The following is a 17,473-nucleotide window of genomic DNA, read 5'->3' as shown; positions in this document are numbered from 1 at the left end:
GTGTAGTTTATAGTGACCCTGATCCGAAATCCTGATCCATTCAGAAACAGAATTCCAGCATGATATTGACTCCCCTGAGCGGAGGTTGTGCCGATGAAAAAGTCACGATTCACCGAAGAGCAGATTGTCTTTGCCCTGAAGCAGGCTGAGCTGGGTAAGCCCGTGCCGGAAGTCTGCCGCAATCTGGACATTTTCCTCTCGCAGCTTTCCCACTTTGATGCGCACCGTTTCCGGCATCGCACTCCGATTATCCTTCCTCAACCCCAGCATCATGTTGTATCCATTAAATAACCCGGCATCGCCCAGCCGCGGCACTGGCAGCAATCGGGTGGGAATCGTCAGCCAAAACCGCAAATCATAGTCACAGCTCAAATAGATACGCAGTAGCGCCATCACGTCCTGCCGGATTTGCCCGTCAGGCATCCAGCCTTTCGCTTCATCAGGATCGTCTGTTGAAAGCTCAACCCGTGAGCAGTAATCAGCCACGCGGGTTTCATCACCCAGGATCGGATTCTGATCGAGCGTCATGCCGCCGTTCAGTGAGAGGCGGGCGCGTTTTGCCACCGGCATCGTCACTGGATGGTGCGCGAACACCTCAACTTTGGTATTCGGTGCCTGGCTGTTGATCACCGCTGCAATACCTTCAGCAGTGTGCGTGGTATGCAGCAACGGTTTCAGTATCGCCAGCAGGTGTGATGACGGCTGGTCGCCGCTGTGGGCAATGCCGGTTAACGCCATCAGGCTTTGCGAAACCGTATCGGTACCGCACGGCTCAAAGGTGGCCGGATAGCTGTACTTGCGCCAGATGCGGTAAAACTGCGTCATCAGTCGATGATTGAAGATATCCAGAAACGCCGCCATCGCATCAGCTCCGTCACGTCCCTGGTTGATGTCATCAATGATGCTGGTGGGCAGCGGCGAATCCACACCGTACAAGCCGAAGAAGTTGGTTCGGACCGTTGGCGGCGCATCTGGGTTATCGGCGTCAATTTCCGTGCGTTTCAACTCCCCGGCGGGAAAGCCCAGATGCGGGTTAGGGCGAAAGCGCACCGGATCACTCTCTGGCGTGCGGCCCATGCCAAGACGGCTGCCGGTCGTCTGCTCCAGCAGCTGGCAGAAGCGGTAAAAGTTGTACCGCGCGGTCTGATCATTGCCGCTATCGTCCAGCCAGAACGGTTTTTTGTTTTCGTCGCTCACATCAGCACCCTATCAATGCGTCGCTCCGGCCAGGCCCATTCGGTGCCCGACGCGGTCAGCAGCACCGTCAGTTGGGTAAAGCGCACCACGCTGGCGTACTGCGTCAGGAACTGCTCCAGCAACTCGCAGAACAGACGGGCATCGCCGGTGCCGCTGAACTGGGTTTCATCGAGCGCCACGCGAATATGCACCCCGTGCCAGTGATACGAGGCGTTAAAGTCCTGACGCCAACTCACGTGGCGAATACCGCTGATGCGACGGCGGTTATGATCGTCATTGCTCCAGTCAAACAGCGCCAGCACGGCGCGGAGGCTTGCAGCGTCATTAATCATCTGGCTCAGCGCGCGCGGATGCAGCAGCGACATCACATGCCACTGAAACAATTGCGTGGTTGGCGGGTAATAAGGCATAGAAGGGGGATGACGCGTTGTGCACTGCAACGTCAGGTTGCCGGTGACCACGCTTCCATCAAATACGGCTTTCTCCAGCGCCATGCGCGGATAGTTACCATTGGTGCAAGTGATGTTCATAAACAGCGTGGCATCATCCTCGCCTCGATCGGTCTCGCTTTCATCGCCACCCAACATCAGCAGGGTTTCATAAAGACCGCTGACACCGCGCCAGATGCGCGTATGGAAATATCGCTCCGGCCACGACTCTTTGCGCTGCAACATGCCGCCTTTTTGCCGGAAGTGCCGATACGGCACATAACGCCGCTTATCCAGTGTTTCGCTGGCGGCCACTTCATCAACACTGTAAATCTCAGTGTGCTGATCGCGCAGGCGGTGCGGACGCAGACGATAATCGAGCACCGCAGGCTTCACCTTCAGCGGCTCGGCGTTCAGAGTGAACAGGTTAATTACCGGCACGCAGTGAATGCGCAGCGCGTCTGCCGGCAGCGAAATATCATGCGGAAGCGGCTGACTGAGGTGAATATCGAGAATCACCTCGCGGCAGCTTTCGTCGAAAGGCAGCGTGTTGAGCCCCGATAGAGTAAAGAAGGCGTAGCGAGCCGGAAAGCTGAAATATTCCAGCAGCGGGCGCACTTCACCACAGAGTGCAGGACTGTCGCTTTCCGGCCAGACCGGATGCCAGTCTTGTTGCCAGCGGGCGCGGATGCCACCATTAAATGGCTGCGGATCGTGGTTATCACTCTGCGGCAGGCGAAAAGTGATGTTGCGCAGATGACAGGTCAGCGCATGGTATAGCAGCGACTGCACTGGGCGATCTCCGTTGATATAAAGCGGAATATCACTGAGATCGACCTGGCTCGTATCGGCCTGAGGGCTGAGTGTAAACCGCAGGGAGATCATCTGGTGTCCATCGGGATGGAAGGGCGTCGTTATCTCGCCCAGCGTCAGCGGATGCAATTTCAACGCATCGGTCGTGCGATAAGGGCAGCACAGGCCAGTGATATCCATCGGTCGGGTCAGCAGCGTTGTACCTTCCGGCAGCACCGCATCACGTACCTGAGCGACGCTATCGGGCGTAAGTTCCACCACAGACATTGATGGCAGCGTGCGGTTCACCACGGGCAGCAGATGCCCGAGCAGCGGCTCCGTCAGCTCCGGAATATCGTCATCAATCTTACGACGCATCTGCGCCATCATCAGCGAGAAGCCCTGAAACAGCTGCTCGACCGAGTCGTCCATCTTCAGAGATTTGCCGTCTACGCCCAGTCGCCGTCCCGCCTCCGGATGCTGCTCCGCAAACTCCTGCGCAGCAGCTTTCAGATAACGCATTTCGCTGTCGAAATATTTCAGAAAATCATGGTCGTTCATGGTTCACCTACTCACCCAGCGTGAGTGCCAGATAACTCACTGAGCAGAGTGAAACCAACCACAGCACCAGCAGTGAGATCATTGCCCGGTAAAACATGACTCTTGTTCCGTGCAGGCGATCAGCCAGAGAACGCGGGCGGGCAAATTTTTTCGGCCATAGCTGCGCCATGACCCGGTCAAACTCAGCAAGGTCGTCTTCGTTGTTGAGCAATGTGAAGAGCCGTTCATCGAGCCATAAACGCCAGCAGTAGTAGTGTGTGATGAAGAACAACACCATTAACGGCAGGCTCAGCGCGAAGTAGAAAAGGCTGAGTATCAGCGCCAACGGCGGCAGTGTCAGCGCGGCAAAGTAGCGCCAGCTTGCCAGATGAATTTGCACAATTCGGTTGGTCATCATGATGTCTGACATAGCTGTTCCTTGCTGAAGGCTTCGAGGATTGCAATGTGTGCAGGGGTGAGAACAATCTGCGGGCGTCGGGACTTAATGAGTTCAACGGCCTGAACGACAGAGGCTGCATGTCCTTCCGCCAGCAGCCACGCCGCAATCACTATGGCACTGCGCGATAAACCCAGCGCGCAGCAAACCAACACCTTGTCATTTTCCTGGTGCAGTTGCTGAAGCTGTCTTACCGCAGTCTGCAAATGCGCAATGTCGGGCACCAGCAGATCCATGAGTGGATAGGCCTGCCATCGCTGTGCGCTCCGGTTGCCTTTGTGTAATTCTGCGGTCAGATCAAAAACGGCAAAATCCTGCTGCGCTTTGCCCGGGAACCTGCCCAGCGCTACGCCAGCGACAATCTCATTACTTTGCGCGCTATGCCGGGAAAACCAGCGGCGGGAAATCCTCACGCCTGTCAGATAGGGTAAAAGCAGCAGGCGTGCGGAGAGGGATAAGTTGCCGCAAGTGTTTTTCTGGAACACCGTCACGCCCAAGCCGGCATAGCCCGCAGCCACCGCCAGCAGCGCTATGGCAGGCCACAACAGCAAATGACCACAGGGAATCGCTATCCCCGCCAGTAAAAACAGCATTCCACCCAGGCCGTATTTGCTTGCGAGACGTCGCGCGTGCCAAGTGGGCCGCTGCCAGCGCCATTCTCCTCTAATTGGAATCAGGTAGCTGATGATGACCGCGACCACAATCCCGCTAATGACATCGATAACATGGTGCTGCCAGGTGGTCAGAACCGAGACAGCAATCAGCAGGAACCAACTGGCCGCAACGATTCTCGCATTGCGATTCAGATGCTGGCGAAAGCGCAGCCAGAGCAGCCAGGTCAGAATAATGTGCAACGAAGGGGCCTGGTTATAGGGTAAATCAAACTGTTCAAGCTGGTGGAACAACCAGCCGAAGACACCCTGGGTTTCCGGGCGCGTGAAGGTAAACTTCAGCGGGAAAAGTAAAAACGCTGCACACGCCACCAGCGATGCTGCAAGCAGGCGATAGCCGTGACGCATCAACTCCTGTCTTGATGTGCAGATGAACAGTGAAATACCGTAAAGCAGGTCGATGCTCCAGTAAGGCACGATGGTCCAGGGAACAAATGGAATCGAACGTTCCCAGGCAAACACCAGGCTTTCCACATCATCGCGGGTCGCGGTGTAGGTATTCACCTGCCCGTAGCTGAGAAAAAACAGGGGCCCCAGCAACATCAGCCAGCAAAGCCCCTGTTTCCAGGGGCGAAAAGGGCGTTGTGTCAGCAACGATTCAGTCATGCTATTTTCTTACCGCCAGCGACACGGTAAAGATGCCAAACTCATCGATCAGCTGGTGGCATTTCTCAAATCCAGCTTCTTCGACCAGCGTATCCATCTCTTTCTGGCTGCGTACGCGCATCAACCAGGGAATACCGTTCTGGTGGCTGGTTAAGGTCCATGCGATGGTTTTCAACTGCGGATGCCACGGTTGCCCGGTATAAACCAGCACGCCGCCCGGCGGAATGGCGGCTGCCAACCCGGCCAACGAAGTTTTGATTAATTGGTTGCTCGGGAACAGTTCATACAGGCCGGAGACAATCCCCAGCGTCGGCGCAGGCGCGAGTGTGGCGAGCGAGTCATAATCGAAGGCATTGCCTTTTTTGAACTGCGCGAGATGGCCTAATTGACGCGCTTCAATCATCGCCTGGCCTTTTTCCACATTCAGATCGCTGTAATCTCGCAACAAGATGCTTTCAATTCCCGGCTGTTTCTCCAGCGCATCGAGAACGTAGCGGCCATGTCCGGCGGCAATATCGACCACGCGAACCGGCAAATTGTGCTCTTGCAGTTTTGCTACAGCCTGCGCAATCACCTGCTGGATATTCTCTTTACGCATGCGAATGCCGCGCCAGCCAATGCTGTTGAGGTACTGCCTGTCGATGATACGGCCAATAATGCCGGTGCCTTCAGCCGTGTTGCGGTAGACATAATCCAGTGTACTGCCAGAGTCAAAGCCGGTTTCATATCCCAGGCGCATGCCTTTTGACAGCCGACCAATGGTTTTCATGCCAAAACTTAATGAAGCGTAGGACATGCCTTGTAGTGAGCAGCGCTTAGGTGGTGCCTGCAGCTCACGGTACGCATCAGCGCCCGGACTCCACTGATCTTCATGGCTGTAATCGAAGGTGTAAGGTGCCGCGTGGTAAAGCTGTTCAATAAACGGCTTCATTTTATCGAAGGCAAGCTGGCGATCCTTCTCTCCCAGCGTATCGTGATAAAAACCGGGCAGAATATGCTGCTCTTTAATGACGCTACGCAGCCCCTGATAGAATTTTTTCTGCGGTCTGGTGTGCACCACAAAATCATCGCCGGATATCAGCAGCTGTGTTGGCACGGTGATGGCGGCAGAGTCAGCAACAATACGCTCCGCCGTTTTATACAGATCCAGCAGAATATTCACGGCAATCTGACGGGTGATGAATTTATCCTGCTCAAAGCTGCGAATGCGCTCGGGGTCGTGGCTGAGAAATTTCCCTTTGACGTAAGAGTTCACGTAAAACAGACCGCGAATACGTTGCAGCATAGCCAATCCCGTGCGTGCGAAAGGCACATACAGCTTCACCTTGAACGCTGGAGAGGCCAGCACCATACCGCGAATTTTAGGCGCGTAATCATGCACCCAGGTAGCGACCAGCACCGCACCGACGCTTTGCGCAATCACAACAATATCTTCAATGCTCACCCTGGCTTGTTCAGCGACAAAGCGAACAAATTCATCGACGTCCTGCACTGAGCGAGCCAGGCTTGGGCTGTAACCTCGTTCTCCCGGCGAATGTCCGTGTCCACGCGCATCCCAGGCGTAAAAATGGGCATCCGGCATCAGTAACTCATCGACAACATGCTGCAAACGCCCGGAGTGCTCATGCCCGCGATGAAATAGCACAATCACTTTTTTGCTCTGCGCATCCTGCGCGGGCCAGTGGCGAAAATAGAGAGATTCACCGTCGCTGGTTGAAAAAGATCCTTCCTGAAATAAACGTGCTTCCTGGCTCATGATGATTTCCTTATGATTTGCTGTTGTAATTCGACAAAACGATTTAATAACGCGCTTTTAAATTCGGCCTTGTTGTCCTGATAACGCAGCGGATCGTCGATATAAATATCGATAAAGAACGGCACCGGTATTTTCTGACCTTTACCCATTGAGCGATCCAGCCCGTGCATATAGACCGGAATGATGGGCACATCCGGGCACTGCTGGCTGAGATGCCACAGGCCAGATTTAATTTCTGACAGTTTCCCCGGCTCGCCGCGTGTGCCTTCCGGGAAAATAATCACAATTTTCTTTTCCGCCAGCGCATCGACGCAGGCCTGCAATGGATTAGCCTGATGCGCCCCGCGATACACCGGGATGATGCCAATCACCTTGAGCGCAAACCAACCCACCACTCTGTTTTTCAAGAAGTAATCAGCCGCAGCCACCGGCTGTACGTCCACTAACGTCGAGAGGGGGAACAAGGTGAACAGCGTCAGCACATCAAGATGGCTATTGTGGTTCGCCACAATGATCGCCGGGCCTGTTTTCGGTAGTTTCTTGCGGTTGGCAACGGCGACACCCAGCCAGATCCACACCACCGGATAAGCGATGCACAGGGTAAAGAGCCAGCGCAGCATGCGGTTCATGTGCGCCTCCTACACGTAGAAGTAGTAATAGAAGTGGAAGAACAGCGGCGCAGTGTAGATGAGTGAATCGAGTCGATCCAAAATGCCACCGTGTCCGGGCAGCAATTTGCCGGAATCCTTCACACCAAAATCGCGCTTGATCGCCGACATCACAACATCGCCGCAAAAGCCGCTTGCACCAATAATCAACCCAGCACCCAGCGAGTGGAGAAAGCTCATCGGTGTCAGCAGTGGACCAAGAATCACGGCCAGCAACATGGTGGTAAAGATGCCACCCAGCAAACCGGCCAGCGTCTTATTCGGGCTGACGTTGGGCGTCACGCGAATCCTGCCCAGCGATTTTCCCCACAGATATTGGGCAATATCATTCAACTCAGTCAGCGCAACGAGGAAGAACACCAGCAGCGCACCGGCGCTGGCGTCGGCACCGGGTAAAGTCATCAGGTAGGCAACGTGGCTCAGAGCGAACACGGTGGTCATCATGCCCCAGTGCATTACCGACGCAGAGTGCAGAAAACCTTTGGTATCACCGGCAATCACCATGCGAGCGGGCAGGAATAGGAAGACATAAACCGGGATAAAAATGATGAACATGCCGTACCAGGCCATGCCGGTCCAGAGATATTGCACCGGGATAGCGGCATACATCCACAGCAGCGGCATACTGTCAGAACGCCGCGTGGGTGCTAGCGTCAGATACTCTTTTAACGACAGAAAGCTGATAAAGCCGAAAAAGGTTAGCGCCAGCCACTTCGGCGACAGCATTGCTAACGAGAACAGGCAGATAATCACCCACCAGCTATTAACGCGCTGCTGCAATTCCAGCCAGTTGCGTTGTGGGCGGCACTTTCTCAGCACAAAAATAATCAGCGTCGCCAGCATGAGAACGCCGAAGATACCGCCCAGGCAGTAATAAAGCACTTGACTGGAATCAGCCATTTTTCGCCTCCATCGCATTGCGGCAGCGATTCAGGCAGGTCCAGCACAGCAACAGGGTGGCAAGGACAAACACTGCGTTAGCGTAGCCGATAGACTGCGGCCACAGCGCAATCACCAGGCCAAGAGCACCAAAGATAAATGCGCGGTCACTTTTGCCTAACGGGCCACGGTAGCTACGGATGCCGTTCAGCGTCTGGCACATCACACCGCAAAATTCGCTCAGCCAGGAAAGCAGCACGACCAGCACAACCCACCAGGCAGAGATGCCAGTAACAAAAGCAAAAGCGAGGTAGAGTGCCGCGTCGGAGATGATGTCACCCACCTCATTGAGGATTGCCCCGAGGGTGGATTGCTGATGGAATTCCCGGGCTAACATGCCATCAATGGCGTTTAACGCCATGCGGAAAAACAGGAAAACGGGCAGGGTGATAAAAAAGCGTGGTTCGGGGAAACGCATCAACAATGCGCCCAGTACTACAGAGGTGAGCATGGCAAACAAGGTTACCTGGTTCGCGTTGATACCCTGTGCATGTACCCTGACGACCAGCGGTCTTAATAAATGCTGAAACTTCGGTTTTATATCGTATAGCGTCACTTTGTGGCTCCTGCCGTTAAATTGAATAGTTACTTCAATAATTCCAAATTCAGGGTGTTATCCCTTACTTCAATCGTGCGTGGTGAATCCGCATCAAGCTCCTCACGGCTCAGCACCCGTTTCCATGTACCGCGCTCCCGGTCCGGTTGGCGGAACAAGCCCACGACTGCGACAAACTGCGCCTGCTTCTCCATTGGCATATCGAGGCTGACGCTTTGTCCCGGCATGACGCTGAGTTGCCGCTGCGCCACCAGGCTCTCTTTCAGCACCCAATCCGGCTGTGCCAACAGGCTGCTGTATTCGGCGTTATCGAAACGTTGACGCGTGCTGAGCTGCAAAATATTCAGGCGCAGAGGCATCGACTGCTGGGCGTCGTCCTGATTAATCGCCATGCGTGCAGTGAAGGTCAGGTGCAGGGTGTTGACCTGGCGATAAAACACGGCATCAGCAATGCTTGCTGTTCCCTGTTTGGTTTTTTGCCACGCTCCACAACTGCCCAGCAACGTTGCCGCGAGGATAATCAGCAATACATGGGCGAAACGAACCCTCATTGTTCGCCTCCCTGATACGCATCTTCATTCTGCGTAGCGGAAATAAATATCCGCGCAGGCATGCGGAAGCCGCGCAACTTGAGTAGCGCTAGCGGGCCACTGCCGAGTTCCGTTCGAATCTGATAGTTGAGTGCCAGCCCGTCTGGCGTCGGCCAGGCAACACGATAGATGTTGTTCCCCAGATTGGTGATGCGGGCTTTATCCAGCAGGCGGATCAGGCCCCAGCTTCCAGGGTGATCGGCATAAATGCGGGTTCCGGTATGAGTGCTGCGCCAGGTCAGCGTGGTTTGCGGTTGCCAGCGGTTGTCAGGCCAGTTCAGCGTTTGCCAACTCTCTTCCTGGTTAAAATATTGCAGCTTCTGGCGATCCACCGTCAGCTCCGATTCCACCACGTCGCGAGAAGGTTTTGCCATCATCTGAAAGTGCAGCTCTACATCTCCCCGGACAAATGCGGTGTTCGCGATGTGCGTCAGTTTATTCAGCGCATTCAGAAAAGCAGGATCAAACGTCAGTCCCTGGCTGTTCATGGCATCCGGCACCCAGCGATCGCCTTCGAGCCGCAACAGGCCAGCGAGGCGACTGTTAACGAACTGCGCGATACGTCCGGTGTCGGTACGCATAAACTGCGCCAAATGCGGTAAAGAGACGTCGCTTTGTCGGTTAGCAAACGGATAGCGGTCGGCAAACGATTGATCCCACGGGGTTACAATATCGTTCTGCCACTGGCTGTTAATGCTTTCAGCAGTGGGGCTAAGCACTTGCTCCCACGCCTGCACCATCGGCTCGACAAATATCGCCTGACCAAACCCGCTCCACTCCTGTCCGAGGCTGGCAGCAATCAGACTGCCGTAATCGCGGGTGTCAGTGAGATCAACGGCTTTGCCCTGAAACACCGTCAATGCTAACGACTGCATCATGGCCTGTGGATCCGGCGCGTTGGTGACCTGCTGCAGCCGCAGACGAACGCGGGTGATACGCGTCAGGAAGGTTGGCAGGCTGAGGCTATCTTTAGCCGCTGCGCCGGTATCGGTCAGCGCCAGCAAGGGTCCAAAAGAGTCATCCATTGGGCCACGTGCACCTTGTGGTCTGGCGATGGCCTGGGTTTTGTCACTGCTGAGCAAATTCTTTGCAGAGCTCACCAGCGAATCGGTAAGATTACCGCCAGTTTGCCCCGTCCGGCCTTGCACATTCAGCGTGTTCATCAGTGCAATCAGAGGTGACTGGCGTATGTCGGCCAGCAGGGTTAACTGTTCAATCGATTCTGACAGGCTCTCCGCCCGCTGCCATTGCAGGCTGTTGAGGAATTTCAGCCAGGCTCCGGCGTAATCGGAGAAATAACGATCTGTCAGCCGCGCTTGCAACGTATCCGCAGAGACATCAATATTGCTGGCCGTTTTGTTATCGCTCAGCACCCAGTCAATTTCATCGCGACGCACTTTCGCCGCTTGCTCAATCGCAGGCTCTACTGCCTCTTCCCACGCTTTACGGGTAAAGACGCCGGGCACGGTTTCATCGGTATTGAATAACCTGCTGCTGTCGGTGCCGCTGACCATCTCACTGAGCGTCATATCAGCATAATCACGGGACACCTGCTCGATGAGTTGCTGATAGCGCGAGGTCTCCGCATTGCTGGCACCAATCTGACGCAGCAGCGCTGAGCGCATACTGCTGACCAGTCGCATATCCGGTTGTAACTGCCACTCTGGGTGCGCAGGCAGATTCGTCATCATAAAGGCCAGCATAGCGCCACCATTGTTGCGCCAGCTTGCGTCCTGAATGCCATCACGCCGTTGCCAGACCTTCATTACCGTGGCGCTGAAAAACGCCGGATCGGATTGTTCGGGATGTGCCAGCATCAGGTACGCCTTCAGCAGGTCATACATGCTTTTGGCCTCATCGGCCCGCAGCGGGCTATCGGGCGGCAGGTTACGCCAGCCGCTCATCAGCGTAGCCAGGCGCTTGACGGAGGCATCACGCAGCAGCGGCATGGCCGCCTGCTGCCATTGTTGCCACAGCGAATTTAACAGTGCGTCATTCTGGCTGAGGCCAAAACGCAGATACCAGGGCGCACCATATTGCTGACGATGCTGCAGACGCTCGATCTCTTTCTGCAACTCGTGCAAGGCTGAAAGTTGCTGCTGCAGCGGCTGACGGGAATCTGTTGCGGCGGCGGCAAGCAGCTGATCTGCCTGTATAAGACGCATATTGGCAATCCAGGAAAACACCAGGCATGCCATCCACATCACCAGCAGGCAGGAGCAGAGCGTCAGCACCGTTTTCCGCCATGAGGCACCGTTAGATACCGGCCTGCGCCAGCGTAGCGCCAGTAAATCCCGCCAGGCTTTTCCCGGCTGCCAGGCATTTCGCAATGAAGCGCTTCCGGTGGTCTCCGGCTGGCTGAGCACGACTCCCGCCAGCGGCAGTGCTCTTGCACCTGTGGAGAGCTGCAACAAGGTTCGGGTCAGGCGATCCGCGCCACCGCTGCGCAGCACGTGTGCCAGTTCCAGTAAAAAACTGTGCTGGCGATTACGCTCAATTTGCTGCATGCCGCGCTCAACCAACTGGTGCTGAAGATCATCCAGTGACTGACGGTAGTCGTCCGCACTATCACCTTGTGCAATGGTGAATCCGATCCCCTGCGCGGGGGCGCTATGCAGAGAGGGCGCGTGAATCTCCCACAGCCACAGCGGGATATCCTGGCCCAACAGGTTGTAGCGCTTCTGCATCTGGCGAGCCGTGGTATCCAGCACATCTTGGGTCATTTCCGCTTCTGCGTTCACTACCCACACCACTGCATCGGCCAGCTGGCGGCGAATTTTGCGTAACGCTCGCAGCTGCGCGGGTAGCGGATCTTCCTGCGGACTGCCGTGCCATAGCAGCAAGGTATGATGCCCCTCAAGCCAGTGTTGAGTTGTCAGGCCGGGAATACTCCGTTCAACCAGATGCTCATCGCCTACCACCAGCAGAATGCGTACCCGGCTGCGCCAGCGCCACCGATACTGGTAGCGCATCTGGGTAATGATCTCCTGCACCCACTGATTCTTGGCAGGGTGCTGTTTCTGCGAATCAGTTGCGCCTGTTGCTTCACGCGCGTTGAGTCGCACCAGCCCGCGCCAGGCGAGAATAAACAGTGGACAGAACCACACCAGCGCCAGCCAGACCATCAATGACCAGAAAGCAATCTGGCGCGGCAGAGCTTCCGGCAGATCAACGCTGCTGCCTGCGAAGTAATAGAGCCCTGCGCCAGTCAGCACCAGCAGGGTGACAGCAAGCAAGTATCCTGAAACCAGCCAGAACAGCGAGTGCCGGGGATTAGTGCGGGAGGTTTCCACGGGGAATACAAACTCCTGTAATGTATTGAGATTCCATTTCTGCGGCGATCCAGCCGCAGGACTGGCCGTTGAGCGCCGAGAGCAGCGCCAGCGACCGTAACGTAAACGGTGTGATTTGCCCGGCATGGCCGATCCACGGGGCAAGTACGTGATCCAGCGCGGACCAGCCGCCCTCCAGCAACGCTTCCATGGCGGGGGCATCTGCCGCGATCACCGTATTCGGCGTATCACTTAATCCGGCATAACGGGAAAGCTGTGCGACGGTCAGAGTGGCCGTTTCACCCAACGCCGGTTGCCAGCGCTCCGAGCGATGCATCAGCGCAGTCCCCTGCGCCGAGCAGAGCCAGGCAAAGGCCGCTTCCCCGGCAACCGGGGTGCAATCAGCCAATCCTTCGCCACTTCCGGCACACAGCAGCAAAATCGGAGCAGTAGTGGCGAAGAGATCGATAACGGTATCTGCGCCATCAATCGCAATGAGTCGAAGGGTTTCCTCTGGCAACGTCATGCCCGCTGCCAGTAGCGTTTCGCGAAAGGCGAGCAGACTTTGGTCATCACCCAGCCAACAGAGATGGGTGATTGGGCGTGCATTACCTGACTGAGCAAAATGCGTCACCAGGCGATTGGCGAGATAAGCCGCCAGCATGACAGGACGACTGCGGGCGCTGTTAAGCACCCGTGGGCAACGCAACGTAGCATAACCTTGCGCAGTGATGCCCGGTTGTGGGGCGTCTGCTGAGTGTGACAACAGCGCCAGATGTTCGGATGCGTCTTCTCCGGCTGGCGTCACCAGCAACACGGCTTCAACTGGCAAGGCCTGGCTGCGCTTTCGCCACCAGGCATCCAGCGCCAGTGAGGTTTCTGCATAGTGCGTGCGGCGGTTATCGGTAGATTGCAGCCAGACCAGCAAGCGCAGCGTCACCGCCAGCAACCAGCACAGCAGCGGCAAGACCAGCGCGCAGAACCAGAAAAGCGGCGAACGGGTCGGTTTTCCCTCCGGCCACAACAGAATGGTGCTCATCGCTGATATAAACAGCAGCACGGGCAACGCCACCCACCAGCGCCGCCAGCGGACCGGATAAATGGTGGCGTAATCGGCATAAACCGGCGGTTGGTTCATCCGCAGACATCCATGTCCGGCAGGGAACTGACCAGCGTGCAACCACAGGCGCATTTATGCCCATCGAGCGCCACCGCTTTACCGTTTACGGTGCTGTTGGTTGCTCCCTGAATAATGGCGGTCATGCCGTGCTCGTTGCATTTCGCTTTGTCATTGACGCAGGCCACCGGCTTGCCAAACGCGTTAAAACTGCCGCTGAGCACTTCACCACCGTGAGGTTTGAGCGTATCGCCAACGCGCACCAGTTTTTTAAGCGTCATACCACTCGCGCTCCCGATGATTTCAGCATATCGACGGCAGAGGTCATCATGGCCTGGTGCTGTTCGCTCACCACACTGGTGCGAGCCAGGGCAACTGCGGTGCCTGGTCGAGTGGTTGCCTCTGGTGGAGTGAGTGTTTGAACGGCACCGGTCGCCATATCTTTCACATTATAAGTCACATTGTTATAAGCGGTTTTTGGCTCGATAAAATAGATGACGTTATTGGAGGTTGGCGCGGCGTTGATAACTTTGCCTTCGACGGAAATCAGGCGAAGGTTTTTATTGGTCTGGTTGCCGCAGTAAATCATGCGATAGCGGAAATAACCGCCCCAGGGTTCACGTCCCCCCAATGCACTTTGCATAAACCAGGCGCGGGAATCGTGAATTTGTTCATCAAAGAGGGCCAGCAGTTCAGCACGCGGTTGAGTACGAATGCCGGTGCCCAGCTTGTCGATAAACAGCTGCGGATAACGACGATTGCCATCGGCTTTCATCTGCGCGTATTCCGCTTTTTCATCATCACCGTTGATCAGAAATACGGCATGTTTCGGTATTACATCCAATGCAATCTGTTTGGTTTTATCCCACCAGTTTCCATTAATATCCCGCCCCCAATCTTTATAATCATGCTGAAATTCACGGGCAGCTTCGCGGAGTTGATATTGGGCGTTAGTCGGATCAAGATCGGGCTTGCCCTGCAAGCTTTCGTCCAGCGGCAAGCGGCTCTTTTTGGCTTCTGCTCGCCGTAAGTTAAGCGCTTTTACCGCTGCTTTATGGTCATCCGCTTCTTTTTTAAGTCCTTCAGGAGTTAGCTGTGGTGCTTTGTTAAAGAAACTGTGGGCAAACTTATCGCCCTGAGGAAGCATACTGCCGTGAGCGTAGCGGCCAATGCGCCACGCGGTGATCCAGCCAATCTGATCGATCAGCGCGCTTTCAAGTGTCTGAGAAAGTTGATAGGCGCGATAGCCTTCTGATGTATCTCCCGGCTCTTCGCTGCCTTGCAGAGTGGTGTTGAGCAGGGTTTGACGCCAGATGTTGAAGCGTTTGGCTAACATAGGTGCAACAGCAAACTCAGTAACAGAATCACCAGACATCACGCGTGATGGAGAGATATCTTTAATTAGTAAGGTTATTGCGGAGGGATGTACCAGCAATGGAGCGCCGGACTCGAATGCCGCAGCATACATATCGTGAAGAACGATCTGCGATAGAATTTCACCTGTGCCATTACATGATTTTCCCTGATCCCCTGGAGGATAACCGCCGCCAACATCTGAGTGCATTCCAGGATAAATGACCTCCTGAGTGTTGGCTGGGTAACTGCCATCAGGGCGACGAACGGAGTCAAGAGGGAAACATAAGCGCTGTTCGTGTGCGGCAACAAAATGCCGACAACATTTAATTAATCCAGGAAATTTACGCTCATCAGGTAATTGCTGACTATTATCTGCCCAGCCCATATGTCCTGCGGCACCCGGCACCATGTGAGCAGCCCCAACAGACGCCACCGTATCCAGTAATCCCAGAAACTCAATACTGATGGGTAAACCAGCAAGTTGCAGATGATCGTTTTTTAACTTGGGGTCGGGTAACTGGGTTAACCAGTTCACAAAGGTTCGCGCTTCAGCAGCACCGCGAGAAAAACCATAGATAAACAACTTAATACCCAGAAGATGGGGCTGCTGAGTTTGCGCTGCCTGACCTTCTAACGCCTTTAACAAGGGATTGATCGCATTACGTCGGTTCACTTCCCCTGAAAAAGCTCCGCGAGCCTGCATACTGGGCAGCATTCCCTTCGCTACTCCATCATCAAGGCGTTTGGCTCCTTTGGTGATAGCATATGTCAAGGCGTTAACTACTCTCAGCAACGCCCAGTTAATTCGATCCTCTCCACCAGCGGCGAAAGCCAAGCCATCATTGCTGTAATCCATCTCGCCAATTTTAGGAAATGGCGTGCCAACGCCAGGAATGTAGTAGGAGAAATACCCCTCGGTTTCTGCTGTTTTGTCATATGTTGCATGAAACAATTTGGCGATATTGGTCGGATGAGTTGGTTTAGCTACACGCGTATCGTTCTCTTCATTATTTCCCGTGCCATCGAAAAATAAGCTGATATGTAGGCTCTGACAGCATGGAATGATGCCTTTCTTACCTGATTCTTCGGCCAGGCTGGCACGATAATCATTTTCTTCGCAAATCTGCTTTTTATAATTGGCATTAACCTGCGTTTCGCTAAGTGGCAAGCGACCACTGTCAGGGAACAGCGGTGGTGCAAAACAAGGCAGCGCTAAATTCATTTCACGGGACATGTCGCAGGCTCCTTCATGTTAAGAGGCTCTTTAATCGGGTAGCCCGATGTACCGTATCCAGAGCATGCGGTTGTCACCTTAACCTGATTACAGGGTAGAAAGTGCACAGTTAGTCCACAGCGTTCCTTGCCATACTGCGGAATATTAACGATGGCACTATGTTGCTTAAAACCGCTTTTTAGCTGTTTTTCCCAAGCTAGATATTTGTCCCAATCTTTATAACTTGGTGGCGATGGTGAAGTATGAGGATCAACTTCCCATTGAATCCGAGCTTTCAATTCAGGTGTCCATTTTTCAGGCAGCATGATGCAGCATGTGTTACCAGCCATCGCCCCTCCATACCCATTAACCGAAAACGAATTAACACCACTGTCAGCCATATGGTTGATACCGCTCAAGTCTCCAGCGGTATAGCCGTCATCAACGCTTGCCTGCGAGCAACCTGAAAGTATCGAAGCAACGATAAAAAACAATCCTTTATTCAACCAATCGGATGTTTTCTTTTTCATTTCCAGGCTCCTTCCATCATTAACGTTATCTGTCCTGAAGCAGAACACTGAGAACGCTCGGACAATGACTGTAATTGCTGGAAAACATCCTGTATGGCTTGCTTATGAATGAAATCGTAGTTGTAATATTCATCTTCATAATTAACCAGCATGACTCGATTGCAAGGCATAAATATTGCGATGACACTTGCGGCTTTAAGCAGAGATTCATCGGGAGTATATGATTCAGTGAAGTCGCTGATATCCGTCGTCTCTGCTTGTAGAAGCCTTGTTCCAGCATCCCAGCTAATCGTCACAGATTCTGGAGCAACAGATGGATTCTCCTTTGTCATCAGGGATGCTTTATTAAGTTTTCCTGATGCGCTACCAGCCTGAGGGATAATTCTAGTTCGGGATTGAGTAAGTATTTCTCCAGTGCTTTTTTTTCGAATAGTATAATCAACGTCTGGTTGACCCGTCATATTGACGGCAAAAACTGGGACATAATTTTCCGCGGGTTGTTTATAAACTTTAGGCGAATTGCTGATGGCTAGATCGACAGGCAATAAAAGTGTATCGATCACTGCATCAAAGGGCATCGAAATAATTGAGAGAACGGGTAAAATTCCACCACTAAATAACCACATGAATGCATTAGTGGTAATGCGTATATCGGTATCAACTCCGCGATAAACTTTTTCGCTACTTTCTCCGCGCATCAATGTCCCGCATCCAGCTAGCTGCACAAACAAACTTGCGCAGATTAACTGTTTGCTCAGCGTACTAAATATCCATTTTTTCATTCG

Annotated in this window: 14 protein-coding genes and 2 pseudogenes; 1 reads left to right on the top strand and 15 read right to left on the bottom strand. The window is 54.1% G+C overall.

Going from position 1 to position 17,473, the window contains the following annotated elements; translation table 11 throughout:
- Positions 1-93 precede the first annotated feature (93 nt).
- Positions 94-183, top strand: a pseudogene (locus KVT28_RS06760) (transposase); the annotation flags it as partial.
- Between the two features lie 120 nt (positions 184-303).
- On the opposite strand, the pseudogene tssG reads toward KVT28_RS06760, so the two are convergent.
- The 15 genes and pseudogenes from tssG to KVT28_RS06685 all read right to left on the bottom strand — a co-directional run.
- Positions 304-1,197, bottom strand: a pseudogene (gene tssG, locus KVT28_RS06755) (type VI secretion system baseplate subunit TssG); the annotation flags it as partial.
- The gene (tssF, locus tag KVT28_RS06750; RefSeq protein WP_217547332.1) at positions 1,194-2,978 is read right to left on the bottom strand and encodes a type VI secretion system baseplate subunit TssF; all 1,785 of its coding nucleotides are present in this window, start codon (positions 2,976-2,978) and stop codon (positions 1,194-1,196) included. The gene tssF and the pseudogene tssG, both read right to left, overlap by 4 nt.
- A 7-nt stretch (positions 2,979-2,985) precedes the next feature.
- Positions 2,986-3,387: a hypothetical protein gene (locus KVT28_RS06745; RefSeq protein ID WP_217547330.1), complete on the bottom strand. Its 402-nt coding sequence runs from the start codon at positions 3,385-3,387 to the stop codon at positions 2,986-2,988.
- Positions 3,372-4,691: a phosphatase PAP2/dual specificity phosphatase family protein gene (locus KVT28_RS06740; RefSeq protein ID WP_217547327.1), complete on the bottom strand. Its 1,320-nt coding sequence runs from the start codon at positions 4,689-4,691 to the stop codon at positions 3,372-3,374. Before KVT28_RS06740 ends, KVT28_RS06745 begins: the two co-directional genes overlap by 16 nt.
- Before the next feature lies 1 nt (position 4,692).
- Positions 4,693-6,447, bottom strand: a complete 1,755-nt coding sequence (locus KVT28_RS06735; RefSeq protein WP_217547325.1) for a bifunctional alpha/beta hydrolase/class I SAM-dependent methyltransferase — start codon at positions 6,445-6,447, stop codon at positions 4,693-4,695.
- On the bottom strand, positions 6,444-7,076 hold the full coding sequence (locus tag KVT28_RS06730; RefSeq protein ID WP_217547323.1) for a lysophospholipid acyltransferase family protein: 633 nt from the start codon (positions 7,074-7,076) through the stop codon (positions 6,444-6,446). Before KVT28_RS06730 ends, KVT28_RS06735 begins: the two co-directional genes overlap by 4 nt.
- Positions 7,077-7,085: 9 nt before the next feature.
- Complete coding sequence (locus KVT28_RS06725) at positions 7,086-8,015, bottom strand: phosphatidate cytidylyltransferase (protein WP_217547320.1); 930 nt, start codon at positions 8,013-8,015, stop codon at positions 7,086-7,088.
- A complete protein-coding gene (locus tag KVT28_RS06720) occupies positions 8,008-8,610 on the bottom strand; it encodes a CDP-alcohol phosphatidyltransferase family protein (RefSeq protein ID WP_217547318.1) in 603 nt (200 codons plus the stop codon). Before KVT28_RS06720 ends, KVT28_RS06725 begins: the two co-directional genes overlap by 8 nt.
- 29 nt (positions 8,611-8,639) lie before the next feature.
- Positions 8,640-9,161, bottom strand: a complete 522-nt coding sequence (gene tssJ, locus KVT28_RS06715; RefSeq protein ID WP_217547315.1) for a type VI secretion system lipoprotein TssJ — start codon at positions 9,159-9,161, stop codon at positions 8,640-8,642.
- Positions 9,158-12,493, bottom strand: a complete 3,336-nt coding sequence (locus KVT28_RS06710; RefSeq protein WP_217547312.1) for an ImcF-related family protein — start codon at positions 12,491-12,493, stop codon at positions 9,158-9,160. The genes tssJ and KVT28_RS06710 overlap by 4 nt, the downstream gene beginning before the upstream one ends.
- The gene (locus KVT28_RS06705; protein ID WP_217547310.1) at positions 12,474-13,610 is read right to left on the bottom strand and encodes a hypothetical protein; all 1,137 of its coding nucleotides are present in this window, start codon (positions 13,608-13,610) and stop codon (positions 12,474-12,476) included. Before KVT28_RS06705 ends, KVT28_RS06710 begins: the two co-directional genes overlap by 20 nt.
- On the bottom strand, positions 13,607-13,870 hold the full coding sequence (locus KVT28_RS06700; RefSeq protein ID WP_217547308.1) for a PAAR domain-containing protein: 264 nt from the start codon (positions 13,868-13,870) through the stop codon (positions 13,607-13,609). The genes KVT28_RS06705 and KVT28_RS06700 overlap by 4 nt, the downstream gene beginning before the upstream one ends.
- Positions 13,867-16,179 (bottom strand): DUF2235 domain-containing protein, encoded by a 2,313-nt coding sequence (locus KVT28_RS06695; protein ID WP_217547306.1) that lies wholly within the window; start codon positions 16,177-16,179, stop codon positions 13,867-13,869. The genes KVT28_RS06700 and KVT28_RS06695 overlap by 4 nt, the downstream gene beginning before the upstream one ends.
- Positions 16,164-16,688, bottom strand: a complete 525-nt coding sequence (locus tag KVT28_RS06690; protein WP_217547303.1) for a DUF3304 domain-containing protein — start codon at positions 16,686-16,688, stop codon at positions 16,164-16,166. Before KVT28_RS06690 ends, KVT28_RS06695 begins: the two co-directional genes overlap by 16 nt.
- Positions 16,685-17,470, bottom strand: coding sequence for a YceK/YidQ family lipoprotein (locus KVT28_RS06685; protein ID WP_217547300.1), 786 nt, complete (start codon positions 17,468-17,470; stop codon positions 16,685-16,687). The genes KVT28_RS06690 and KVT28_RS06685 overlap by 4 nt, the downstream gene beginning before the upstream one ends.
- Between the last annotated feature and the right edge of the window lie 3 nt (positions 17,471-17,473).

This window comes from Pantoea sp. GbtcB22 (assembly GCF_019091025.1).
GTDB lineage: Bacteria > Pseudomonadota > Gammaproteobacteria > Enterobacterales > Enterobacteriaceae > Pantoea > Pantoea leporis.
The sequence above is the reverse complement of the archived record's forward strand: the minus strand, read 5'-3'. Positions and strand labels throughout refer to the sequence as shown.